This is a genomic window from Tenacibaculum sp. E3R01, from assembly GCF_003318185.1.
In the GTDB taxonomy this organism is placed as follows: Bacteria; Bacteroidota; Bacteroidia; order Flavobacteriales; family Flavobacteriaceae; genus Polaribacter; species Polaribacter halocynthiae.
Window position 1 is genome coordinate 581,790 of the sequence record NZ_QOCC01000019.1, and the last position, 23,406, is coordinate 605,195.

The 23,406-nt window shown below is 28.9% G+C and carries 22 protein-coding genes and 1 tRNA gene; 8 read left to right on the plus strand and 15 right to left on the minus strand.

The window, feature by feature from the left end:
* Positions 1–6: 6 nt before the first annotated feature.
* The 5 genes from DS884_RS07725 to DS884_RS07745 all read right to left on the minus strand — a co-directional run bounded on the left by DS884_RS07725 (position 7) and on the right by DS884_RS07745 (position 4,198).
* On the minus strand, positions 7–1,296 hold the full coding sequence (locus DS884_RS07725) for an aminopeptidase P family protein (RefSeq protein WP_113786360.1): 1,290 nt from the start codon (positions 1,294–1,296) through the stop codon (positions 7–9).
* Positions 1,297–1,374: 78 nt separating this feature from the next.
* The gene (locus DS884_RS07730; RefSeq protein ID WP_113786361.1) at positions 1,375–1,959 is read right to left on the minus strand and encodes a Crp/Fnr family transcriptional regulator; all 585 of its coding nucleotides are present in this window, start codon (positions 1,957–1,959) and stop codon (positions 1,375–1,377) included.
* Between the two features lie 79 nt (positions 1,960–2,038).
* On the minus strand, positions 2,039–2,290 hold the full coding sequence (locus DS884_RS07735) for a hypothetical protein (RefSeq protein ID WP_093869443.1): 252 nt from the start codon (positions 2,288–2,290) through the stop codon (positions 2,039–2,041).
* A gap of 73 nt (positions 2,291–2,363) precedes the next feature.
* Positions 2,364–3,329: a succinylglutamate desuccinylase/aspartoacylase family protein gene (locus tag DS884_RS07740; RefSeq protein ID WP_113786362.1), complete on the minus strand. Its 966-nt coding sequence runs from the start codon at positions 3,327–3,329 to the stop codon at positions 2,364–2,366.
* Entirely contained in the window at positions 3,296–4,198 is a 903-nt protein-coding gene (locus tag DS884_RS07745; protein ID WP_093869441.1) for a RimK family alpha-L-glutamate ligase, read from the minus strand. The genes DS884_RS07740 and DS884_RS07745 overlap by 34 nt, the downstream gene beginning before the upstream one ends.
* A gap of 277 nt (positions 4,199–4,475) precedes the next feature.
* Between DS884_RS07745 and DS884_RS07750 the strand changes: the two genes are divergently transcribed.
* Positions 4,476–7,301 (plus strand): WD40/YVTN/BNR-like repeat-containing protein, encoded by a 2,826-nt coding sequence (locus tag DS884_RS07750; RefSeq protein ID WP_113786363.1) that lies wholly within the window; start codon positions 4,476–4,478, stop codon positions 7,299–7,301.
* Between the two features lie 38 nt (positions 7,302–7,339).
* Here DS884_RS07750 and ygiD read toward each other — a convergent pair whose 3' ends face one another.
* Positions 7,340–8,158 carry a 4,5-DOPA dioxygenase extradiol gene (gene ygiD, locus DS884_RS07755; RefSeq protein ID WP_113786535.1) on the minus strand — a complete coding sequence of 273 codons (819 nt, stop codon included), beginning with the start codon at positions 8,156–8,158 and terminating at the stop codon, positions 7,340–7,342.
* Between the two features lie 118 nt (positions 8,159–8,276).
* Between ygiD and folB the strand changes: the two genes are divergently transcribed.
* On the plus strand, positions 8,277–8,639 hold the full coding sequence (folB, locus tag DS884_RS07760; RefSeq protein ID WP_093869439.1) for a dihydroneopterin aldolase: 363 nt from the start codon (positions 8,277–8,279) through the stop codon (positions 8,637–8,639).
* Between the two features lie 53 nt (positions 8,640–8,692).
* Positions 8,693–8,763 (plus strand) — tRNA-Cys (locus DS884_RS07765).
* A gap of 165 nt (positions 8,764–8,928) precedes the next feature.
* Here the strand turns inward: DS884_RS07765 and DS884_RS07770 are convergent.
* The 7 genes from DS884_RS07770 to DS884_RS07800 form a co-directional block, all read right to left on the minus strand.
* Positions 8,929–9,813: an rRNA adenine N-6-methyltransferase family protein gene (locus DS884_RS07770; protein WP_093869438.1), complete on the minus strand. Its 885-nt coding sequence runs from the start codon at positions 9,811–9,813 to the stop codon at positions 8,929–8,931.
* A 33-nt stretch (positions 9,814–9,846) separates the two neighbouring features.
* The gene (locus tag DS884_RS07775) at positions 9,847–11,085 is read right to left on the minus strand and encodes a hypothetical protein (RefSeq protein ID WP_113786364.1); all 1,239 of its coding nucleotides are present in this window, start codon (positions 11,083–11,085) and stop codon (positions 9,847–9,849) included.
* Positions 11,063–13,537: a DUF2339 domain-containing protein gene (locus tag DS884_RS07780; RefSeq protein ID WP_113786365.1), complete on the minus strand. Its 2,475-nt coding sequence runs from the start codon at positions 13,535–13,537 to the stop codon at positions 11,063–11,065. Before DS884_RS07780 ends, DS884_RS07775 begins: the two co-directional genes overlap by 23 nt.
* 97 nt (positions 13,538–13,634) lie before the next feature.
* Entirely contained in the window at positions 13,635–14,324 is a 690-nt protein-coding gene (locus tag DS884_RS07785) for an ArsR/SmtB family transcription factor (protein WP_113786366.1), read from the minus strand.
* Between the two features lie 6 nt (positions 14,325–14,330).
* A complete protein-coding gene (locus DS884_RS07790; protein ID WP_113786367.1) occupies positions 14,331–14,801 on the minus strand; it encodes a DinB family protein in 471 nt (156 codons plus the stop codon).
* A gap of 138 nt (positions 14,802–14,939) precedes the next feature.
* A complete protein-coding gene (locus DS884_RS07795) occupies positions 14,940–16,490 on the minus strand; it encodes a ribonuclease E/G (RefSeq protein ID WP_093869433.1) in 1,551 nt (516 codons plus the stop codon).
* 307 nt (positions 16,491–16,797) lie between these two features.
* The gene (locus DS884_RS07800; RefSeq protein ID WP_093869432.1) at positions 16,798–17,088 is read right to left on the minus strand and encodes an HU family DNA-binding protein; all 291 of its coding nucleotides are present in this window, start codon (positions 17,086–17,088) and stop codon (positions 16,798–16,800) included.
* Positions 17,089–17,221: 133 nt separating this feature from the next.
* On the opposite strand from DS884_RS07800, the gene mutY reads away from it, so the two are divergent.
* From mutY to DS884_RS07825, 5 genes are read left to right on the plus strand one after another with little or no spacing between them, the layout of a single operon-like run.
* Positions 17,222–18,268, plus strand: a complete 1,047-nt coding sequence (gene mutY / locus DS884_RS07805) for an A/G-specific adenine glycosylase (RefSeq protein ID WP_113786368.1) — start codon at positions 17,222–17,224, stop codon at positions 18,266–18,268.
* Positions 18,269–18,305: 37 nt separating this feature from the next.
* The gene (locus DS884_RS07810; RefSeq protein WP_093869430.1) at positions 18,306–18,749 is read left to right on the plus strand and encodes a single-stranded DNA-binding protein; all 444 of its coding nucleotides are present in this window, start codon (positions 18,306–18,308) and stop codon (positions 18,747–18,749) included.
* A gap of 19 nt (positions 18,750–18,768) precedes the next feature.
* Positions 18,769–20,070 carry a gliding motility-associated protein GldE gene (gene gldE, locus DS884_RS07815; protein WP_113786369.1) on the plus strand — a complete coding sequence of 434 codons (1,302 nt, stop codon included), beginning with the start codon at positions 18,769–18,771 and terminating at the stop codon, positions 20,068–20,070.
* Positions 20,063–20,614, plus strand: a complete 552-nt coding sequence (gldD, locus tag DS884_RS07820; RefSeq protein WP_113786370.1) for a gliding motility lipoprotein GldD — start codon at positions 20,063–20,065, stop codon at positions 20,612–20,614. The genes gldE and gldD overlap by 8 nt, the downstream gene beginning before the upstream one ends.
* Before the next feature lie 16 nt (positions 20,615–20,630).
* Positions 20,631–21,107, plus strand: coding sequence for a hypothetical protein (locus DS884_RS07825; protein ID WP_113786371.1), 477 nt, complete (start codon positions 20,631–20,633; stop codon positions 21,105–21,107).
* Positions 21,108–21,116: 9 nt separating this feature from the next.
* Here DS884_RS07825 and DS884_RS07830 read toward each other — a convergent pair whose 3' ends face one another.
* The gene (locus DS884_RS07830; RefSeq protein ID WP_113786372.1) at positions 21,117–22,148 is read right to left on the minus strand and encodes a COX15/CtaA family protein; all 1,032 of its coding nucleotides are present in this window, start codon (positions 22,146–22,148) and stop codon (positions 21,117–21,119) included.
* Positions 22,149–22,300: 152 nt separating this feature from the next.
* Positions 22,301–23,332, minus strand: a complete 1,032-nt coding sequence (locus DS884_RS07835) for a rhodanese-related sulfurtransferase (RefSeq protein ID WP_093869425.1) — start codon at positions 23,330–23,332, stop codon at positions 22,301–22,303.
* Positions 23,333–23,406 lie beyond the last annotated feature (74 nt).

Genomic DNA, 23,406 nt, shown 5'->3' on the forward strand with positions numbered 1-23,406 from the left:
TATTTTTTAATTCATTAATTCCTCTATCTCATCGGCCTCAATAGGAATGTTTCTCATCAAATTAAATGGATTTCCATTTTCTTGAACTACTACATCGTCTTCTAAACGAATTCCAAAGCCTTCTTTTGGTAAATATATACCAGGCTCTACAGTAAATACCATGTTTGCTTTCATTGGTTCATGTAATAATCCATAATCATGAGTATCTAATCCCATATGATGTGATGTTCCATGCATAAAGTATTTTTTATATGCAGGCCAATTAGGATCTTCATTTTGTACATCAGCTTTATCTAATAACCCTAAACCTAAAAGTTCTGAAGTCATAATTTTTCCAACTTCAATATGGTAATCAGCCCAAATAGTTCCAGGAACTAACATTTTTGTAGCTTCATTTTTTACTTTATTCACAGCGTTATATACTTCTTTTTGCCTATCTGAAAAACGTCCAGAAACAGGAATGGTTCTGGTCATATCTGATGAATAATTTGCATATTCAGCACCTACGTCCATTAAAATTAAATCTCCTGCTTTACACTGTTGATTGTTCTCTATGTAATGTAGAACATTGGCGTTATTTCCTGAAGCTATAATTGGTGTATAAGCAAACTTTTTTGAACGGTTCCTAACAAACTCATGAATGTATTCTGCTTCAATTTCATATTCCCAAACACCAGGTTTTACAAACCCTAATACACGCCTAAATCCTTTTTCTGTAATATCACAAGCTGATTGTATTAAGTTTAGCTCAATACTATCTTTTACAGAACGTAGACGTTGTAAAATAGGATTGCTTTTAGCTACTGAATGTGCAGGGTATTTTTCACGCAACCATTTTGTAAATCTATCTTCTCTAGTTTCAGTTTCAACGTTTGCTCTATAATGTTCATTAGTATTAATGTATATAGTTTCAGCATAACTCATTAATTCAAACATTATTTTTTCTAGGTCTTGTAGCCAAAAAACTGTTTTTATACCACTAGATGTATACGCTTTTTCTTTAGTTAATTTTTCACCTTCCCAAACAGCAATATGTTCATTCGTTTCACGTAAAAATAAAATTTCTCTAAATTGTGGTTTTGGACATTCAGGAAATAGTACTAGTATGCTTTCTTCTTGGTCAACACCACTTAAATAAAAAATATCTCTATGTTGTTCAAAAGGTAAAGTACTATCAGCACTTACAGGATATATATCGTTTGAATTAAAAACAGCAATACTATTTGGCTTCATTTGTGCCATAAAGTTTTTTCTGTTATTAATAAATAAACTGCTATTTATTGGATCATATTTCATGAGTTATATTCTTTTTTAGAAGTTATGTAGTAATCAAAACTACATAAAAAGACCTTTATAGTTTATAGCCAAATGGCACTATTTTATGTTTTTTCGAATTCTGCTCATATTTCTAGTTGAAATCCCTAAAAAAGAAGCTAAATAACGAAGAGGAACCTTTTGTAATAAATCAGGTTCATTAATTAGAAGTTTCTGGTAACGTTCTTCTGGACTAAGTGTTAGTAAATCGATACGGTAATCATCGATTAAAAAAATTTGATTCTCTATTAAGTTAAAATAGAATTGAGAGAAAGCTTTATTGTTTTTTAAAAGGTATTTAAAGTCATTAATTTCAATAACCCACAATACACACTTACTTAAAGCCTTTATGTTTTTTCTGGAAGGTATTTCTTGTAAAAAACTTTTTAAAGAAGTTGTACAAGTATTCTTTAAAGCAAAGTACGTGGTTTTTTCTTCCTCGTTTACTAGTATTGAATGTTGCAAAATACCACTTTCAACAAAGCAAAAACTAGTAGGTATCTTACCAGTTTTAACAAAAAAATCATTCTTTGAAAGTTCTTTTTTAGAAAAATAAGATATAATTTCAGGTATGAGAGCTTCTAACAACTTGCTTTTTATTGTAGTTTTTAAGTAGCTGAAAAAAGTTAGTTGACTTTTTATCATTTTTAGCTTTTTATGACAAACTAATGTAAAAAAAAGATGCTTTAAATAGCATCTTTTTACCCTTCATTCTACTTTTTCTTTACTTACCCATAACACTTTTAATAAGTCCAATGATTACCATTAGAACTCCTCCACCAACTCCACCGCCAGCAATGCTTCCTAATATTCCTCCTAAGTCAATTCCTAATGTTCCTAATAATTGACTTCCTAATGCGCCTCCTAGAATTCCAACAACAGAATTCCATAAAGTACCCATAGAGAATTTTTTTAGTAAAGCACCAGCTAGGTTTCCACCTAGGGCACCTGTGAGTAGGCTAATAATTAATTCCATAATTGATTTTTGTTAGTTAAATGGATTATAAATTAACTAAAAAAAAACGAATAAAACAAATAAAATCAGCACTTTAAAGCTCTCCTATGTGAAATAATGCGTCTCCCATGTTAATTACGGGGAAATTATTTTTGGCAATTATGTATCCATTAATTGGTGATTTTACTGTAAAATTTGTTTCACCATAAGTATCCATAATATGTCCTAATGTTTCTCCTTTTTTTATAAAAGCGCCATTAGCCACTTTGGCTGTAAATAACCCAGCCACTTTGGCTCTAATCCATTTTCTTTTTTTAAGAAATATACTTTGTTTGGTTTTTGAAATCTCAACATTTTCATTAATCATTTGAAAGTGTTTTAAAATACGTAACGTTCCGTTAATTCCTTGTTGAATAGCATCTTCACATAAACGTAATGATTCTCCTCCCTCGTATACAATTACAGGAATGTTATTTTTATAACATTCATTTCTGAAGGATTTCGGGATTAGCTTAGAACCAAACATTAGTGGCGCATTAAATATTTTAGATAATTCTAAAGCTCTTTCATCTTGCGGTGTAAAACGAATTTGAGGAAAATTACTTCTTTGAGCTCCTCCAGTATGATAATCAATAGCAAAATCTACATTTTTAATAAGCTCTTTCATTAAATAACGTGCCATTCTACTAGCTAAAGATCCTGTATTAGATCCGGGAAAGCTTCGGTTTACATCTTTGCCATGCATGTCGCGAGATAGGTTTAAAAAGCCAAAAACATTTAATAAAGGAACTACAATTACGCAACCTCTATGAATTTTGTATCTTTTATCAATTAGCATTCTTCTAACTAATTCAATACTATTAGTTTCATCGCCATGTAACCCTCCTTGAAGTAAAACTGTTGGCCCAACTTTTTCACCATTAAAAATATATACAGGAATCTCTATATAGGTACCTGTTGGTAGTCTGTCAACAGAAATTTTTATGAGTTTAGATTCTCCTAAACCTATTTTTTCACCACGAATTATTATTTCTTCGTTTTTGAATTCTTCGTTGAACATTTTTTCTCTAAATATTTAATAATTTCTTCAGCTACATTTACCTTAGTAAAAGCTTCTATTCCTTGTAAACCTGGGGTTGAATTAACTTCTATTAGTAAAGCTCCTCTTTTTGATCTTATTAAGTCTACTCCCGCTACTGGTAGCCCTAAATAATGAGCAGCTCTTATTGCCATTTCTTTTTCTTTTGAAGTTAAATCGACTTTAGAGCCACTTCCACCTCTATGAATATTTGAACGAAAATCATCTTCCAATCCTTTTCGTTTCATTGACGAGGTTACTTTATCACCTATTACAAAAGCTCTAACATCTTCACTATTACTTTCTTTAATAAACTCTTGTAATAAAAAACTAGTGTTCATACTATAGAGTGTATCGATAATAGATTTTGCTGATTTTTCAGTTTCGGCTAAGATAACTCCCATGCCATGAGTACCTTCTTGTAACTTTATGATAACTGGAGCTCCTCCAAGTAATTGAATTTGTTCACTAATATTTTCAGTATTTGCAGAAAAAACAGTGTCCGGAATTGGAATGTTTTTTCTATTCATTATTTGTAAGGTACGTAGCTTATTTTGAGCTCTTAAAATTCCTAATGAACGAGCGGTACTAAAAACTCCATTCATTTCAAACTCTTTTACTACAGCAGCTCCATGACTTGTAACTGATGCTCCAATTCTAGGAATAATTACATCTGGTTCATCAATAATATCTTCACCTTCATAAATAATTTGTCGTTTCCCCCCACTTAATTTAATAGAACATTGAGTGTGATTTATAATACTAACATCATGCCCACGGCTAATGGCTTCATCATAAATTCGCTTAGTAGAATAAATCTGTTCACTAACCGATAGAATAAAAATGTTCATAGATTTTAATAAGTAAAAGATTAAGTTAAAAATTCTTTATTACTAGGTATTCAACAGGGTTGTAATAGATATTAAAAGTAATGATTATCCTTTATAGGTATCTACTAATAATTAAATTTCATACGTACAATCCTTAAATGAGGACATTACAAAGCTAACAATTTTTTTGTTGTAGAAATGTGTCAAGAAGTTGAAGGGAATCATAATTTCTGTTAATTTTTTTGAATTCGATACTAGTTATAGTAATTTCATAACCTGAAAAACCAAACTATAACTAATGAAAACGCTTTTAAAAACAATTTTAGCGTTGTTTTCTCTTACACTTTTAGGTCAACAACAAGTTCCAACTTCCGCAAAAACAATACAGCAAGCTCTACTTAAAAAAGAAGAGTTAAGTAAAGCTTCTATTGTAAAAAACATCCCTTTCGAGAATATTGGTCCTACTGTAATGAGTGGACGTGTTGTTGATATTGATGTAAATCCTGATAATACGACTGAATTTTATGTGGGCTACGCTTCTGGAGGTGTATGGTATACCAATAATAATGGAACTACTTTTACTCCAGTTTTAGATAATTCGCCAACCCAAAATGTAGGAGATATTGCTGTAGATTGGAAAAAAGGTACTATTTGGGTAGGTACTGGTGAAAACAACTCATCGCGTTCGTCGTATGCTGGAATAGGTATTTTAAAATCAACAGATAAAGGAAAAACATGGATAAATGTAGGTTTACATGATAGTCATCATATTGGTAGAATATTAATTAACCCTAATAATTCTGACGAAGTTATTATTGGTGTAATTGGTCATTTATATTCATCTAATAACGAACGAGGAATATTTAAAACTACAGATGGAGGAAAAACATGGAATAAAACATTGTTTGTTGACGAAAATACTGGTGTTATTGATGTTCAACAGAGTCCAAATAACTTTAATGTTTTATATGCTGCTTCATGGGAAAGAGAACGTAAGGCATGGAATTTTGATGGTGATGGAAAAAATTCTGCTATATACAAGAGTATGGATGCAGGGAGTACTTGGGTTAAAATTTCGAAAGACAATGGTTTTCCTGAAGGAAATGGAGTAGGAAGAATTGGTTTAGCAGTTTTTGATGAAAATACGGTGTATGCTTTTCATGACAACCAATTTAGAAGAGAAAAAGGAAAGAAGAAAAAAGGAAAGTCAAATGCTTTAACAAAAGACGATTTTAAAACTATGTCAAAAGCAGAGTTTTTAAAATTAAAAGATAAAAAGTTGAATTCATATTTAAAAATGAATGGATTCCAAGAGAAATATAGAGCTGAAAATGTAAAACAAATGGTAAGGTCTGGATCCGTAAAGCCAATTGATTTAGCTAAATATTTAGAAAATGCAAATTCTTTATTATTTGATACACCAGTAATTGGAGCTGAGGTTTTTAAAACCGAGAATGGAGGAAAGTCTTGGAAGAAAACACATGAAGGGTATTTAGATGATTTATATTATTCGTATGGATATTATTTTGGAGAAGTAAGAGTAGATCTTCAAGATAAGAATGCTATTTATGTTTTAGGAGTTCCAATTTTAAAATCTAAAGATGGAGGAAAAACATTTAAATCTATCAGTAAAGAAAATGTTCATGCTGATCATCAAGCTTTATGGGTGAACTCTAAAAAACAAGGTCATTTAATTGAAGGGAATGATGGAGGTTTAAATATTTCATATGATGATGGTGAAAATTGGATAAAACTTAATACTCCTCCAGTAGGACAATTCTACTCTGTATATGCAGATAATCAAAAAAACTATAAAATTTATGGAGGTTTGCAAGATAATGGAGTTTGGGTAGCCAATAATAATGCGAAGGTTAATAAAAGGTGGAAGCAAACCGGTAAAAACCCATATGAGAGTTTAATGGGAGGTGATGGAATGCAAGTAGCAGTTGATGATAGAAACCCAAATATTGTTTATACAGGATATCAATTTGGTAATTATTATCGAATAAATAGAGAGTCAGGAAGGCAAACGTATATACAACCAAAACATACTTTAGGAGAAAATCCTTATAGATTTAATTGGCAAACTCCAATTCAGTTGTCAAAACATAATCAAGATATTTTATACTTAGGAGGTAATAAATTACATCGTTCTTTAAACAAAGGAAGTAATTGGGAAACTATTTCAGGCGATTTAACTCAAGGTGGTAAAAAAGGAAATGTAGCTTATGGAACATTAACAAGTATTTCTGAAAGTCCGTTTCAGTTTGGGGTAATTTATGTTGGTTCTGATGATGGGTATATTCATATTACAAAAAATGGTGGAGGTACTTGGGAGAAGATTTCGAATACGTTGCCTCAAAACCTTTGGGTAAGTAGAGTAATTGCCTCAAAGCATAAAAAAGAACGTGTATATGCTACTTTAAATGGGTATCGTTTTGATGATTTTACTACATATATTTATCAATCGGATGATTATGGTAAAACATGGACGAGTATTGCTGGAAATATTCCAACATCTCCAGTAAATGTTATTAAAGAAGATCCTGAAAAAGAAAATATATTATATGTTGGAACGGATAATGGATTGTACGTTACTTTAAATAAAGGAATACAATGGCATTCGTTTACGAATATTCCAAATGTAGCAGTTCATGATTTAGTAATTCAACCGAAAGCAAAAGAATTAGTAGTTGGTACTCATGGAAGAAGTATATACAAAGCAAACATTACTTCGCTACAAAAGTTGAAAGCTGAAAATGAAGATGCTTTATTTAAAATAAGAAATATTAGAAAAAGTTCTTATTGGGGGAACTCATGGAGTAAATGGTTAAAACCAAATACTCCTAAATTAAAAATCCCTTTTTATGTAAATTCAACTAAGAAAGTTACTATAAATATATTTAATGAAGATACTTTGATTAATGAAATTGAAGTAGATGCTGAAAAAGGGTTTAACGAAGTTTCATTCGATGTTTCTTTTTCTAAGAAAGGAAAGAAGGCTTATTTAAAAAAGCAAGAAGATAGGGTTCTTAAAAAAGCAAAAAATGGTGTTTATTATTTACCGAAAGGAAAATATAAAGCTGTAATGAATAGTTCCAAACAGAAATTTGAAATAAAATAATAGTAAAAAGACCTTTCTTTAATTAGAAAGGTTTTTTTTTAACTTATTTTTAAAGAGGTCATACTTATTTTAGGAGTTTGTAAAGAGTCGTTAAATAACTCAATATTTTCTCCTTTTTCTTTTAAGCCCAATGCATAAATTAATGGATAATAATGATCAGGAGTTGGAATTGCTAGTTGAACCTCTTTTCCTAATTTTTGATAATCTAGTAAAGGATTGAAATCTTCATTTAAAATTAAGTTGTTTAATTTTTCTCTAGCCACATTTCCCCAATCATGTTTAGAGGTGTTACTATCTAATCGTTTTAAGTTATGTACAATATTACCACTACCAATAATTAAAACTCCTTTAGAACGAAGTTTTGTTAGCTTTTTAGCTAATTCAAAATGATACAGGGCAGGCTTGTAATAATCAATGCTTAATTGTAGTACAGGAATATCTGCTTTTGGATATAAGTGTTTTAATACCGACCAAGCACCATGATCTAACCCCCAATCATAATCTAACTCTAGATTAGTGTTCGGTAAAAGTATTTTTTGTGTTTCTTTAGCTAAAGAGGAATTACCTTTTGAAGGGTATTTTACATCATATAAATCTTGAGGGAAACCATCAAAATCATGAATTGTTTTTGGATTTTCCATAGCAGTAATTTTTGTTCCTTTAGTTAACCAGTGAGCAGAAACACAAATTATAGTAGTAGGCTTAGGTAATGTTTTTGCAACTTTTTTAAAACCTAAGGTATATTCATTTTCTTCAATAGCATTCATAGGTGTCCCATGACCAAGAAAAAGCACTGGCATTTTAGGTGTGTTTGGTAGCACATCCATTATTTTTTCTAAATCTGTTATTGGCTTCATTGCCATTGACACCGATGATAATCCTGCTAATTGTAAAAACTTTTTTCTATTCAAAATTCTCTAATAAATTCAATTCTTTTGATAAAAATACAGCTATTTTTAATATACCTTTGTTCTTATGGGAATAATACGTGTAAACAACATTCGTTTGTATACAAACCACGGATGTTTAGATGAAGAAGCTAAAATTGGCTCGGAATATAAAGTTAATATAGAAGTAAAGGCTGATTTACAAAAATCTGCACAAACAGATGAGCTTACCGATACTGTTGATTATGTACATTTAAACAATATTGTAAAAGAAGAAATGGCAATACGATCGAAGCTATTAGAACATGTAGCAAAACGTATTTTAGATAGAGTTTTTCATGAAATACCAATGGTAGATGAAGCTGAGGTGAGTGTTGCTAAAATTAACCCTCCAATAGGCGGAAATGTTGAAGAAGTTGTTATTGTTTTAAAAGATGTTCGTAAAAGTTAAAAAACATTTGGATTAAACAATAAAAAATGTAAATTTGCAGTCCTAATTAATTAGGTGTCGTGGCCGAGTGGCTAGGCAGTGGTCTGCAACACCATCTACAGCGGTTCGAATCCGCTCGACACCTCAAAAAACCCTGTAAATCTTTTGATTTTCAGGGTTTTTAATTTTAGAAAAATATTAGTTTTTAGAAATTAAAACACAAATTGAGTAATTTTTATGACTATTTATAAAGAAAAGAGCCTGTGAAATATATTTACAGGCTCTTTTTTGTTTTTATAAATGTGGGTAATTACGATAAAAAACAGCTTATTTTATCAAGTGAAGAACCATAATCAAAACTAAAATCAATATGGATTAAATCGCCAGCTTTAACATCTAGTGTGTTAGTTGTTTTTAATACTGTTGGAGGCATTAAACTATCAGTACCTGTAAAATTAGCTCCTTCACTAACTTCTACATACGATTCTAAATACAAGGCATTCACTTTTCCTGTAAATAAAACAGGAACAGAAAAGCTAAGCTTTACACCTTGTTTTTTCTCTTTTAACAATTCAATTTCGTTTACTAAAAATTGTTGTGATAAAAACATTGGTTGATGCCTGGTAAACATTACAGGATAATGATGAATATCTTCATCGATTTCTGCTTCACATAAACGTGCAAAATTTACAATTCTGTTAGGAAACAACTTTCCTTCAGGTTTTAAGTAATTACGCATGTGCTGAAATATTTGTACTTGAAATTCATTAGCACAGTAAATACTCATCAATTCACCAATAACATGATCTACTTTTTCAGGTAGTTCAACAGTTAAGGCATCTGCAAAAATAACTTCTACTTTAGCTGCCCATGGATGTTTGGCAACTTCTTTTTTTATAAATGGAATTAAATCAGGATTGTTTTCTATTAAATAGGCTTTTTTTACATGAGGCATGTATAATTTTGTTAAAGGCATTGTTCCTACCCCTATTTCACAAACTACAGCGTCTTTAAAATTGTTATTTAATTCAAAAGCCTTTTTAAAAGCATTCACTCTTTGCTCATCAGTTTCCATTATTTTATAATATACCTCAGGAAAACCATAATGAGCTTCATTAAAAGTTTGAGCATCTAAAAGTCCGTATTTTAAACTTTCGTAATTATCAATAACTTTTTCAAATAATTCTTTATTCATTTTTTAATAATTCTTTTCTAGTAAAATTAAAATCTATTTTGTCTCCTGAGTATTTACATCTTTTAACAACCCTAAAGCAAAATAAACTACCAATATACCACCAATAACAATACAAATCCACATAAAAATAGTAGTTTGCCAAAAGCTTTTGGCTTTACTAGGTTTTGTGGTTTTTTTAATTCTTGAGAAATCTGATACAGCTATTTCTCTAATTACTTTAGTGTTTTCAGAAATAAAGTTTCCTAAATCGTATTTAGGTTTAGTTAGAGTGGTATCTATTATTAGAGTGTAAATTCCATCCTTTTTTAAATTAGAAATAAGGTACTTTGGCTTTTGTAATAATTGAATATGCTCGATGTCTAACGGTGGATTATCGTCATTTTCAATTTCAATAAAGAACTCTTTTTCATTTAAATTTGTAATAGTAAATGTGTTTTCGTTTTTGGCATTTAACTCAAAAGTAGAAAGTATTTTGGTATATATTTCTTCTCTTTTTTTTACTTTATGTATTCTTTGTACAAATACTTTTGCCTTTCTCAGAAAATATTCAGTGTTAATTTTAAAGGAAATAGTATTTATTTTATGAGATTCTTCTGCTGAAAATTTAATACGAGTTACTTTTTTTTCTTTTAGAAAAACTGTTTCTTTTTTATAGTTTTCTAGTTTAGTTGAAGAGGTTTTAAAAAACTTGTTTTTATTAACCCCTGCACCAATAACATTTATAGGTAATGAGTTTTTATCACTAAAAATAACTTTTAAAAACGTATAGTTATTTAAAGGAAATTGAATAGTTTTTTTTACCGATGTGTTATTTGATGAGTTTATATTTGATAAGGTTTTATTTGAAACTAAACCATACCATTTTTTAGAATCATTACTTCCTAAAACACTATATGTTTTAGTGATTTTAGTATTTACGATCTCTAATACTAATTCTTCAAAAGGGGTGTTAGTATTGTTTTCTATTTCAATGCTAGTAATAGAATCTTTAACAACCCTGTTCGTGGTGATTTTGATAGGGTTAAAAACAGTAAAATTTTTATTTGATGGCGAAACAATAATATAAGGAACCTCATTATTATTGATATCTTTAATTCTTAGAGAAGAAAAATTCTCATTGCTTGCCGAGCGTATTTCCGTGTTGAGGTTTAAGGTATGTAAACCATTAAAGTTTGTTTTTTCTAACGTTCCTTTATAATTTTGACTAAAACTATTTATAGCTATTAAACAAGTTATAAAAAAACTATATTTATTCATCTTCTGAATTTTCATCTATTACTAATTTTTTTATTTTTTGATACACAAAAGAGATAACTAATATTAAAATACCCAAAAGGATAAAAGCAATTATTTTCCCTGTTTCTGAAACGTTTTTAATGTCGTATACAAATAATTTTAAAATTGTTAACCCTAATAAAGAGAGGGCAATGATTCTTAAGTTTTTCCATTGTTTTCTAATACCGATAATTAGAAAAATGAAAGAGAACACACCCCAAAGAATAGGATACCCAATTTTTATAATTTGTGTAGCTGTATTGTTTATTTGTTTTTTTGCATAATTAAATTTTTCATACCAATTATTTTCACTGTCAGAAAATTGATTTGTTATTTCATCACTACTTAAACTATTAGATAGATATAAACCATGAACCATTATTTCATTACTTAATACATATACTATTGCAAAAGTAAATAACCACGGAAGCCATTTGTTCTGTTTAGTATTTATAGTAAATAAAGAAGTTGTTGTTGTTAGTAATTGATATCCAAAATAAATTAAACAAGCCAAAATAATATAATGAAAATAAAATGCATAATTAGAGGTTGTATTTTCAACAAGGTTATTAATAATTTCGGTTTTTGGTAATTTGTAAAAGCTTACTATATATAAAATAATAGAAATAGTACTTACTATTAAAGCTCCTTTTGAAATGTTTTTCTTTTTAAATAAAGAAGCTATATAAAGGATAAGAGAAACAAATACAAAATGATACATCACTGGGAATGACAAGGCAGATGCTTGATTACTTATAAATTGATGCGCTTGATAATTAATTTCTAAAAGACCGGTAAAATAGGTTATAATGACGGTTGCTAATACTAATACATTTTTATAAAACTTAATTGAGAAAGTAAAAAACCTTGTTATAACATCTTTTTCTTTCTTTAATAACCAATATGTTATGAATAAAGAAACGCTAACGATAAACCCAGAAATAAATAAAGGGTTAAAGATTACAGTGAAATTTTCACTAGAGTAATACTTTCCCCAGTCTATTAGTAAACTAATAATGGTTAAAACTTGTACAATGATAGCGCCAAATTTAAAAGAACTAATCTTTGATTTTTGGGATAACCAAAATAATAATACAGATTCCAATGCCCAAAATAAAGTGATTTGGTTTCCTTCGAATTGAATAGGTATCGTTAATGTTACAAATGTAAGAGCTAAACCTATTAATAAATATATCGCATTTTTATCTAATCCGAATTTTTTGAATAAAATGATAGCATATACCAAGTTGTAAATAGCTAATAATAAGGTGAAAATTCCTGTGAAATTCGAGTTGATATCTTTTAAAATAACCATCCCAATTCCGAAAAAAATGAACGTATTTGCAACAAATATAAAATACTCAATAGTTGAAAAAACACCTTTATTTTTAAGGTTGTTTAAAACTATGGTAATGCTAAATATAAAATAATAAAGAGTAGCAAAAAGTAAAGCTCCTTTATGTGAAAAAGAAGGATCATTTATTTTTGAACCTAACCATCCAGTATACAATAATATGGTGAAAATAAAAGCTAGAATGGTGGCTATTCTCCATTTTTTAAAATAGGAAACACCTAAAACACCTATGTTCAAAATAGCTATATAAGTGAATAACACAACATAGTTTCCTTCTCCAGTACTAACCATAAAAGGTGTTGCAAAACCACCAATTAATGATAAAATAGCTAGCTCTTGACGATCATATGAAACAGAAACAAGTGTACTGAAAGCTGTTATAATTGCCATAATACTAAAAGCAATTGTTTGACTAAATAATTGATATTCGTGAAAGGCAATATAGATAGTAAAATAAAAAATACTAATAGCACCGGCTACTAAAACAGAACTAAAAGCGACATAGTTTTTCTTTAGTTTATGGGCTATTGCCATAACAAGTGAACCACATAAAATACCAATACCAACTCTTGCAGGTTCATTTATCCAATCTTTATCTATAGCATATTTTACAAAGAAGCTAATACCTAACACTAAAATTAGAATACCAATTTTATTAATTAAGTTTTCTCCAATGAACTTTTCTAAATCTGGGTTTTTCTCTTTAAATGCTTCAAACCAAGATTTTTTAGGTTCAGTTTTTGTTTTTTCTGAAACTACTTTTGATATTGATTCAATAACCTCCTTCTTTGTTGGTTTTAGTTTTAAAACTGAAGAAGATTTATCAGGAATTGTTTCAGCAACTGTAGTTTTTTTAGAAATGTCATCTATAGATTTGTTAGCTATAGGTTTTTCAATAATAGAATCTGGTTTTTTTATAACTGGATCCTTTTTGATACTATTAGTTTTCTGTTCTTGCGAAGTTATTTTTTGTTGTAAGTACCTTATTCTCTTATTAAGGTTCACAATTGTATCTTCTAATTTTTCAAATTTTGTATTGATGTTTTTGTTAATAAAATACAAGCAAAGAAGTATAACTAATAAGCTTCCAATCATAAAACTTTTTTTTATTTTAAGTCAAATGTAGGGTTTTAATATTATAGTAATAGTATGATATTAGTTAAACAATATGTTTATTGACAATTGAAAATTATTATAAATCAATATTTAAAAGCTCCTTGATTTCTTGTTTTCCATGAGTTGTTAAAATAAGTTCTCTAGTATTTTTATTTTTTCTAAACCAATCTTTTTCTAACATTTTTATTAATAAAGCATCTCCTAAAGCACCAGCTAAGTGATGTTTTCGCTCACTCCAATCTAAGCACTGATGTGCAAATGATCTTTTGGTATTTTTAGTAATTTCTATTTGGATACCAAGTTTTAAAAACCAGTTTTCTCCATAACTAGTTATTAGATATTTTTTTTCTGAAGGTTTAATTATGTTTTGTTCAAGTAAAGCATTGGTAATTTTAACACCTACTTCACCAGCTAAATGTTTGTAACAGGTTCTAGCATATGTAAATGCTGTTATTGCTGGTTTTTTTATTTTTTTATAATTTGTGTTTAGTGATAATAAACTAGCCATTGATTCTATAACTTGAGCAACTTCTGGTGTGCTAAACTTATAATAACGATGTCTGCCTTGTTTTTCTACAATTAAGATATTATTGAGAAGTAATTTTGATAAATGATTACTAGCAGATTGTAAAGATACATCAGCACAGTTAGCTAATTCAGTTGCTGTATATGCTCTTCCATCTAATAAATTCCATAGCATTTTGGCTCTTGCTTTATCACCTAATAAAGCAGCAATTTCGCTAAAATCCTTCTCTAAATATTCCATAATTTATCAATCCCAAATTTGTGGACGTTTGATTCCTAAAGTTCTTAAATAGCTTAATAGTTGACCTGTATGAACAGCTTCATGATACACCATTCTATTTAAATAATCTCCTAATTTTTTATGTTGATTTACCTCTGTTCTATTTATTGTAATTTTTTCTAAATCTAACTCATTTAAATATTCAATCATACTAAAAAAATCATTTCTGTAATTTTCTGCAAACTTTAATTCATGAGTCACATTGATATATTCTAAATTTTTCCAGGGAGAAATATAAGTGCCTAAATTACCTCTATTATTTATAACTGTGTGAAATAAATGTTCAGCTTCTAATACATGACGAACCATTTCTATACAAGTAAATGCTTTTTGATCTGGTTTCCAATTTAAATATTCTAATGGAATTTCATTCCACAAGTTAATACTGCGTCTTCTGGTTTCTTTAAAATTTAATAGAATAATTTTTTTTGAATTCATGGTTTTAAATTTTTTACAAAAGTATTTTTAAAACCAAAAATATACTTCATTTCAGAATGAAGTATGTAGTTTTTTGAGTACAAAAAAAGCCCTTTCAATTACTTGAAAGGGCTTTTTATTTCATAATAAGATTAAACCTTACTTAGCATTATTATTTTTAGTTTTTTTATAAAAAAACTTATAATGTAAGTATTGGTAGGCATCTCTAGGTAATATTTTAATCCACTTTTTGTATTTTAAAAACCATTTAAAACGAATAGAGTTTAGACCTTTAGTTAAATAACCAGCAATAAAAGGATGTACATTTAAAGTAATGTCAGTATAATTTTTTTCGCTGTTAATTAATCGCTCTAATTCTGCTTCAATTTTATCTAATAAAACTATTGGAGCTTCAACTTCTCCATTTTTATTAGGATTTGGTTCTCTTGTTTTTATGTGTAATTCAGGTCTTACACGTTGTCTTGTAATTTGTACTAATCCAAATTTACTTGGAGGTAATATTTTATGCTTTGTACGATCTAAAGCCATCGCTTCTTTTAAATGCTGAAATAGTTTTTGTCTGTTTTCAGCACTTTTCATATCAATAAAGTCAACAACAATTATACCACCCATATCTCTTAACTGTAATTGTCTAGCGATTTCAGTGGCAGCTATTAAATTGACTTCTAAAGCGGTTTCTTCTTGACTTAATGCTTTGTTTGAACGATTTCCACTATTTACATCAATAACATGTAAAGCTTCTGTATGTTCAATAACTAAATAAGCACCTTTGCTCATCGAAACTGTTTTTCCAAACGATGTTTTAATTTGTCTTTCAATACCGTATTTTTCAAAAATAGGCATCTGTGATTTGTGTAGTTTCACAATTTTTTCTTTTTCAGGATAAATTTCCTGTAGGTATTCTTTAATTTCAACCTTTAAGGCTTCATCGTTGGTTACTATGTTTGTAAAAGAATCATTCATTACATCTCTTAAAATAGAAGATGCTCTGTTTAACTCACTTAATATTTTAGTTGGAGTATTTGTGTTTGCAATGTGTTTGCAAGTTGTTTTCCAACGTTCAAGAGAGTTTTGTAAATCTTTATCTAGTTCTGCTACTTTTTTACCTTCAGCAACAGTACGTAAAATAAGTCCAAACCCTTTTGGTTTGATACTTTTTGCTAATCTTTTTAAACGTTCTTTTTCTTTGGTATCAGCTATTTTTTGTGAAACTGAAATTCTATTAGAAAAAGGAACTAATACTAAATATCTACCAGCAATAGATAACTCTGAACTAATTCGAGGACCTTTGGTAGAAATGGGTTCTTTTACAATTTGTACTAATAAATTTTGACCTGATTTTAGTACATCATTAATGCTTCCGTCTTTATTGATATCATCTTCAGAACGAAAGTTTTTTAAAGTGAATTCTTTATATTTACCTGTGCTTACCTTTTTAATGAATTTATTTAAAGATTGTACTTGTGGCCCTAAATCATGATAATGTAAAAAACCATCTTTAGGATATCCAACGTTTACAAAAGCGGCGTTTAAACCAGTCATTACTTTTCCAATTTTTGCTAGAAAAATATCTCCAACTGAAAATTTATTGTCGCTTGTTTCTTTATTTAATTCAATAAGTTTACCATCTCTTAGTAAGGCAAAATCAATATCAGAAGAATTTGAACGAATTATTAATTCTGTTTTCATCTGAATGTAGTTTTTGTGCCAACGTAATATATATACGAAGACGGATTAAAATTTGTAAACAGGTATTTTTAATACCGTTTTAAGGTGTTTAAACCTTAATGTCAATGAACTTTTGTAAGCTATTTAGCAAACGAAGAAAAAGTAAGCGGTAGCTTACTTTTTCTTATGACGATTTGCTCTTGCTCTTTTCTTTCTTTTGTGTGTAGAGATCTTAGCTCTCTTTCTTTTTTTACCACTTGGCATAATTAATAATGTTTTATAAAAACCAATGATACTTGGTTTTCGGTTAATACTTTTATTTACAAAATTACTTTACAGCTACTTTAGCTTTAACTCCTTCAGTAAAAACTTTTGAAGGTTTAAATGCAGGGATGTTATGAGCTGGTATTTTAATAGTTGTGTTCTTTGAAATGTTTCTACCAGTTTTTTCTGCTCTTTGCTTAATAATAAAGCTTCCAAAACCTCTTAAATAAACATTATCGCCATTCTCTAATGCTTCTTTTACCTCTTCCATGAATGCTTCAACAGTTGCTAATACATCTGCTTTTTCAATTCCACTCTTATCTGAAATTTTAGATACGATATCTGCTTTTGTCATTGTAAATATATTTTGATTTGTTTTCTTTAAAAATTGAGGATGCAAATATATGATAATTAATCTATTCCGAAAAAAATTAAACTTAAAAAAAAACAAACTAAATACAGTAGTTTTGTAGAACTAATTTTATTTGATGGTTTTTCATAAAGAATTAATACACTGGTATTTACAAAATAATAGATCTTTGCCTTGGAGAAAAACAAAGGATCCTTATTTCATTTGGTTAAGCGAAATTATGTTACAGCAAACAAGAGTTGCGCAAGGATTGCCTTATTTTTTAAGGGTTACAGAGGCTTTCCCAACAGTTTTCGATTTAGCAAAAGCTGAAGAAAATGAGGTGTTAAAACTATGGCAAGGTTTAGGTTATTACTCTAGAGCAAGGAATTTACATTACACTGCAAAGCATATTGCAAATGAATTAAATGGAGTGTTTCCTGATAATTATAAAACTTTGTTAAAGTTGAAAGGAGTGGGCGATTATACCGCTTCAGCTATCGCTTCTATATGTTATAATGAACCTGTTGCTGTTGTTGATGGGAATGTATATAGAGTTTTGTCACGTTATTTTGGAATACAAACACCTATTAATATAACTAAAGGAATTAAAGAGTTTAAAGAATTAGCTCAAAGTTTGATTGACGTTAAAAATCCTGGAAATTACAATCAAGCCATTATGGATTTTGGAGCATTACATTGTAAGCCACAAAACCCCTTATGTGATAGTTGTATGTTTTCAGAAAGTTGCATTGCCTTTAATTCAGATTTGGTAAAAGAATTGCCAAAAAAGGAAAAGAAGCTAAAAATTAAAAAGAGATTTTTTAATTATTTAGTGGTTGTAACAGATTCCAATGAAACAATTTTAGAAGAAAGAAAAGGAAAAGGTATTTGGGAAGGATTATATCAGTTTCCTTTAATTGAAACTGAAAAATATATTGATGTTAATGAATTAATTGATTTAGATGATTTCAAAAATTTATTTTCAAAAGAGATCTTTATTAAGCTATTCAATAAAAAAGAAATAATTCATAAACTATCACATCAACATTTATATACTCAATTTTGGATTGTTAATACTCCTTTTATAAAGGAAGCTACAACAAGTTGGAACGAAATAAAAAAACAACCTGTGCCTGTTTTAATAGACAAGTTTTTAAATGAATTTTTAAAGTTAGAAAAGTAATTTTCGTATATTTGATTTTACACAAAACTATAAAGCTATGGCTGGAACAGTAAACAAAGCTATTTTAATTGGGCATCTTGGAGATGAAGTAAAAATGCACTATTTTGAAGGAGGAAATGCAATTGGTCGTTTTCCTATAGCTACCAATGAAACGTATACCAACCGTCAAACTGGAGAAAAAATAACGAATACTGAATGGCATAATATAGTGGTACGTAATAAATTGGCTGAAATTTGTGAAAAATATTTAACAAAAGGAGATAAAGTTTATATTGAAGGACGTATTAAAAACCGTCAGTATGAGGTTGATGGCCAAAAAAGGTATACTACTGAGATACAGGTACAGGACATGACTTTCTTGTCTACTAAGAAAGATCCTAATGCTATGGTTTCTCCTCAGCAAAGCCAAACACAACCTCAGGCAAATAATAATGAAAATATTAAAGTTGCTTCAAGTGAAGACGATGATTTACCATTCTAGTTTAATTAAAATTTAAATTTTGGACCCAGACCCCGAACTGTTTTTAAATATCTACTTAAGTATTAATTGGTTAACAACACTTAATTTTGTTGTTTTACTAGTTTTACTAATCTGTTCAGCTTTAATATCAGGAACAGAAGTTGCTTTTTTCTCTATTTCACAAATTGAAATTGATAATCTTTCTGAAAAATCGAAAGGAAAAAGTATAGTTGTAAAGCTACTTGAGAATCCTAAGAAACTGTTAGGAACAATATTAATAACTAATAACTTTATAAATATTTTAATTGTTCTAATTTTTGCTTCACTTGGTGAGATTCTCTTTAGTGAACTATCTTCTGGGGTGAAGTTTTTTATTGAACTAGTATTAGTGACCTTTTTAATTTTATTGTTTGGAGAGGTTTTACCTAAAGTATATGCAACAAGAAGATCTATGCAATTTGCTAATTTTATGGCAAAACCGATACAACTATTAAATACTATTTTAACACCATTAAGTTCTCCGCTTATAAAGTTAACAAGTGTTGTTGAAAATAAACTAGGAAATAAAAACAATAATTTGTCAGTTGAAAGACTATCTCAGGCGTTAGAATTAACATCAGATAATGCCACTACAAAGGAAGAACAGAAAATTTTAGAAGGAATAGTAACTTTTGGAAATACAGAAACAGTACAAATAATGAAACCAAGAACGGATGTTTGTGCTATTTCTGATGAAACTAGTTATGCAGAAGTACTTAAAATTATTTTAAAAAATGGGTATTCGCGTAACCCTGTTTATCATGAAAATATTGATACAATTGTAGGTGTTTTATATGCAAAAGACTTATTGAAGCATTTAAATAAAACTACTTACAAATGGCAATCTTTGATTCGAGAACCGTTTTTTGTTCCTGAAAACAAAAAGTTAGATGATTTATTAAGTGAATTTCAAGAGAAGAAAAAACATTTAGCAATTGTTGTTGATGAGTATGGAGGAACTAGTGGTATTGTTACACTTGAAGATGTAATTGAAGAAATAGTTGGTGATATTAATGATGAGTTTGATGATGAAGATTTATCATATTCTAAGTTAGATGAAAACAATTATATTTTTGATGGAAAAATAACAATTAGAGATTTTTGTAAAGTTTTAGGAGATGATGACGAAGAAAAATTTGAGGAAGAAAAAGGTGAGAGTGAAACTTTAGCTGGATTTATTTTAGAAGTTTCAGGAAAGTTTCCAAAAAAAGGAGAGAAAATAAACTTTAGTAATTATACGTTTACTATTGAAGCGTTAGATAAAAAACGTATAAAACAAGTTAAAGCAACACGAAATGCGTAAAACAATTTTGCTTTTAGTAGCAATTATAATGATAAGTTGTGGAGAAGAAACTACACCAAAACCTAAAGCATATTTAAGTTTAGAATATCCAGAGTTGGGGTATAATAAGTTGAACATGGGCAAGCCTTATTATTTTGATGTAGCTAAAAGCGCAACAATAAAAGATTTACCTAAAAATTGGTTAAAAATTCAGTATCCAAAACTTAAAGCATCTGTTGATATAACCTATAGACCAATAGATAATAATTTAAAAGAGTTGTTAGTAGAGGCTGAAAAGTTAGTGCTAGAACATACAGTGAAAGCTGATCATATTTCATGGAGAGATTTTTCTAATAAAGAGAATAAAGTATATGGGAAAATGTGTGAAATAGCAGGGAATGCTGCATCACAAATTCAGTTTCATGTAACTGATAGCACCAAGCATTTTATGAAAGGGTCTTTGTTTTTCTATATAAAACCCAATTATGATTCTATTTTACCAGCTGTAGAACATATTAAAAAAGATATGGTTCGTATGATGGAAAGTCTTCAGTGGGAGAATTAAATAGAAGATTATTTCAATGAAAAAATATATACTTATTATTTTACTAGCTCTTTTTTATAATTGTAAGAACAAACTATGTTATGAAGAGAGATCTATTAATGAAATGAAAGAATTGTTTTTAAAAGATAATTTGAATTATGGTTTTTATCAATCATTAATAGAATATAAGTTATCTAATGAAGAATTAGAGATGTCAATTAAGTTGATTAAAAAAGCATTTAGAGAGTATAATAATAACTTAAAGATAAAAGGATATAAGCGAGAGGCGTTACCGAATTTTAAAAAATACAGTTATATTCTTTCTTCGTGTCTTGATGAAAAAAGGAATAAGCTAGTCTTTATTAATGGTTATTTGACAAATGGAAGTTGCCCAGATTTGGGTTCATTAAAGGAATGGTATGAAGTCTTTGATGGTGGGAATTCAATGATTCAATTTAGAATGAATTTATCTGAAAAAAGCGTATCGTATATTATGCCCAATGGAGAAGCTTAATTGTTAAATTCACTGTCTACTTTGCAACCATAAATAAAATTGTAAACCAAATAAAATTGCTCCAGCTAATAGGTGAGTTGCTTGTGTTCCTAAAGGAAATTCAGCATAATACATTAAAATACCTGTAATGGTTTCTAAAAAGATTAGAAAAACAATCCAGTTCACTAAATTATAACCTAAGTTTTTAATTTGGTTTAGATAAAACATTCCTAAGTTAACTAATACAATAGCTATAGTGAAAGATCTGTGAAAGTAAAATTTGAAATTAGGCTCCATTAAACTATACTCTTTATTGTCAAATCCAAATAACTTTACTTGTTCATCGATAAACTGTCTTACTTGTGTTCCCATAGCAATTTGTATCAATGAAAAAACTACTGAAGCTATTAAAAGTTTATTAAATAAGGAGTTGTATTTTGGAGTATCTTCTGAATTTACTTTTGCTTGGTTTTTCCCTGAAACTATAAATAAGAGCCATAATAATAAAGCAACAATAATTAACCCGGCAACCATATGAATAGTAATAACTGTTGGTTTTAAATTTGTGTCAACCACAGTTTTTCCTAGCCAAGCTTCAAATAACATTAAAAAGAAAGCTCCAAAGGCTACTAAAGGAATTGTTTTATTTTCTCTCCAGAATTTACTTGCTCCAACTATTAAAAATAAAAAGACAAAGCCAGATAAAACTGATGCTAATCGGTTTATGTATTCTGTCCAGGTATGATATTTATTAAATTTAGCATACGAGTGTTTGGTGTATTTTTCCCAATTATTAGTATTAAATTCATTAGTAGTTTTTATATTGTTTTCGGCAACAAATAGCATATCATCTTTAACAATAATCATCCCTTTGTTATAATCTGTATTAGGTTGCCAGGTAATTTGTTCTTCAGAAGTTGGTGGAATGTAATATCCAAAACATTTTGGCCAATCAGGGCATCCCATTCCAGATCCAGTCATACGAACAACAGAACCAGCTAAAAAAATTAAATAAACAGAAATTAATGAAATTTTTACTATAAGAGGAAAATGTTTTTTCATCCAAAAAAGTTTTTACAAAGATACAAAAAAGCATAAAAAAAGCTCTCAATTGAGAGCTTTAGAATTTATGGTTGAAATTGTAATTATAGCTTTTTAGTTAAACTATTTTACTTTTAAAGAGTATTTGATTGTTTCGTGAAAAAACGTTTGTCTTACTTTTTAAATTTTAAAGCTTCAGAACGTCCTTTTTTGAAAATTTTGTTGCTAGCATGAGTTCCTTTACGCAACTCTTTTTGTTCTTCAAATGGTAGTTGAATTATTTCCTGGCACTTAGAAGAACATGTATTCTCCATTTTTTCAGCACAATCATCACATTGAATAAATAATAAATGACAACCTTCGTTGGCGCAATTAGTGTGTGTATCACAAGATTTTCCACATTGATGACAGTTTGAAATTACATCATCAGTAATTTTTTCTGCCCTTCTATGATCAAAAACAAAATTCTTTCCTAAAAACTTGTTTTCTATGCCTTCTGATTTTACTTGACGAGTGTATTCTATGATACCTCCTTCTAATTGAAAAACATTTTTAAATCCTTTGTGTTTATAGTAGGCAGATGCTTTTTCACAACGAATTCCACCTGTACAATACATTAAAAGATTTTTATCTTCTTTATGGTCTTTTAAGTCTTCTTCAATAATATCTAAAGAATCTCTAAAAGTATCAACATCAGGTGTTACAGCTCCTTCAAAATGACCAATTTCACTTTCATAATGATTACGCATATCTACACAAACGGTGTTAGGGTTTGCTAACATATCATTAAATTCTTTAGCGCTTAAATGAACACCTTTATTAGTAACATCAAATGTATTATCATTTAATCCGTCAGCAACAATCTTATTACGGACTTTAACTTTTAATTTTAAAAATGATTTATTGTCTTGTTCCACAGCTACGTTTAAACGTATATCTTTTAGAAAAGAAATGGCATCTAATTGATTTTTTAATTCAATCATTCTGTCAGAAGAAACAGAAATTTGAGCATTAATACCTTCGTTAGATACATAGGTTCTTCCTAGTACATCTAATTCATTCCATTCTAGGAATAATTTATCTCTAAATAATTGTGGGTTTTCTATCTTATGATATTGATAGAATGAAATAGTTAAACGGTCTTTTCCCGCTTCGTCAATTAGTGCAGCGCGTTCTATCGCACTTAACTTGTTGTACAGTTGCATGCTATACTTTTTAGTTAAACAAAATATATTGTGATTCTTTATAAAATCATGGCAAAGATACTGCTTTTTTGAAC

Bases quoted from the DNA above. Each gene is read 5' to 3' on its own strand.
- DS884_RS07725 (WP_113786360.1), bottom strand. From the start codon at position 1,296: ATGAAATATGATCCAATAAATAGCAGTTTATTTATTAATAACAGAAAA.
- DS884_RS07730 (WP_113786361.1), bottom strand. From the start codon at position 1,959: ATGATAAAAAGTCAACTAACTTTTTTCAGCTACTTAAAAACTACAATA.
- DS884_RS07735 (WP_093869443.1), bottom strand. From the start codon at position 2,290: ATGGAATTAATTATTAGCCTACTCACAGGTGCCCTAGGTGGAAACCTA.
- DS884_RS07740 (WP_113786362.1), bottom strand. From the start codon at position 3,329: ATGTTCAACGAAGAATTCAAAAACGAAGAAATAATAATTCGTGGTGAA.
- DS884_RS07745 (WP_093869441.1), bottom strand. From the start codon at position 4,198: ATGAACATTTTTATTCTATCGGTTAGTGAACAGATTTATTCTACTAAG.
- DS884_RS07750 (WP_113786363.1), top strand. From the start codon at position 4,476: ATGAAAACGCTTTTAAAAACAATTTTAGCGTTGTTTTCTCTTACACTT.
- ygiD (WP_113786535.1), bottom strand. From the start codon at position 8,158: ATGAAGCCAATAACAGATTTAGAAAAAATAATGGATGTGCTACCAAAC.
- folB (WP_093869439.1), top strand. From the start codon at position 8,277: ATGGGAATAATACGTGTAAACAACATTCGTTTGTATACAAACCACGGA.
- DS884_RS07770 (WP_093869438.1), bottom strand. From the start codon at position 9,813: ATGAATAAAGAATTATTTGAAAAAGTTATTGATAATTACGAAAGTTTA.
- DS884_RS07775 (WP_113786364.1), bottom strand. From the start codon at position 11,085: ATGAAAATTCAGAAGATGAATAAATATAGTTTTTTTATAACTTGTTTA.
- DS884_RS07780 (WP_113786365.1), bottom strand. From the start codon at position 13,537: ATGATTGGAAGCTTATTAGTTATACTTCTTTGCTTGTATTTTATTAAC.
- DS884_RS07785 (WP_113786366.1), bottom strand. From the start codon at position 14,324: ATGGAATATTTAGAGAAGGATTTTAGCGAAATTGCTGCTTTATTAGGT.
- DS884_RS07790 (WP_113786367.1), bottom strand. From the start codon at position 14,801: ATGAATTCAAAAAAAATTATTCTATTAAATTTTAAAGAAACCAGAAGA.
- DS884_RS07795 (WP_093869433.1), bottom strand. From the start codon at position 16,490: ATGAAAACAGAATTAATAATTCGTTCAAATTCTTCTGATATTGATTTT.
- DS884_RS07800 (WP_093869432.1), bottom strand. From the start codon at position 17,088: ATGACAAAAGCAGATATCGTATCTAAAATTTCAGATAAGAGTGGAATT.
- mutY (WP_113786368.1), top strand. From the start codon at position 17,222: ATGGTTTTTCATAAAGAATTAATACACTGGTATTTACAAAATAATAGA.
- DS884_RS07810 (WP_093869430.1), top strand. From the start codon at position 18,306: ATGGCTGGAACAGTAAACAAAGCTATTTTAATTGGGCATCTTGGAGAT.
- gldD (WP_113786370.1), top strand. From the start codon at position 20,063: ATGCGTAAAACAATTTTGCTTTTAGTAGCAATTATAATGATAAGTTGT.
- DS884_RS07825 (WP_113786371.1), top strand. From the start codon at position 20,631: ATGAAAAAATATATACTTATTATTTTACTAGCTCTTTTTTATAATTGT.
- DS884_RS07830 (WP_113786372.1), bottom strand. From the start codon at position 22,148: ATGAAAAAACATTTTCCTCTTATAGTAAAAATTTCATTAATTTCTGTT.
- DS884_RS07835 (WP_093869425.1), bottom strand. From the start codon at position 23,332: ATGCAACTGTACAACAAGTTAAGTGCGATAGAACGCGCTGCACTAATT.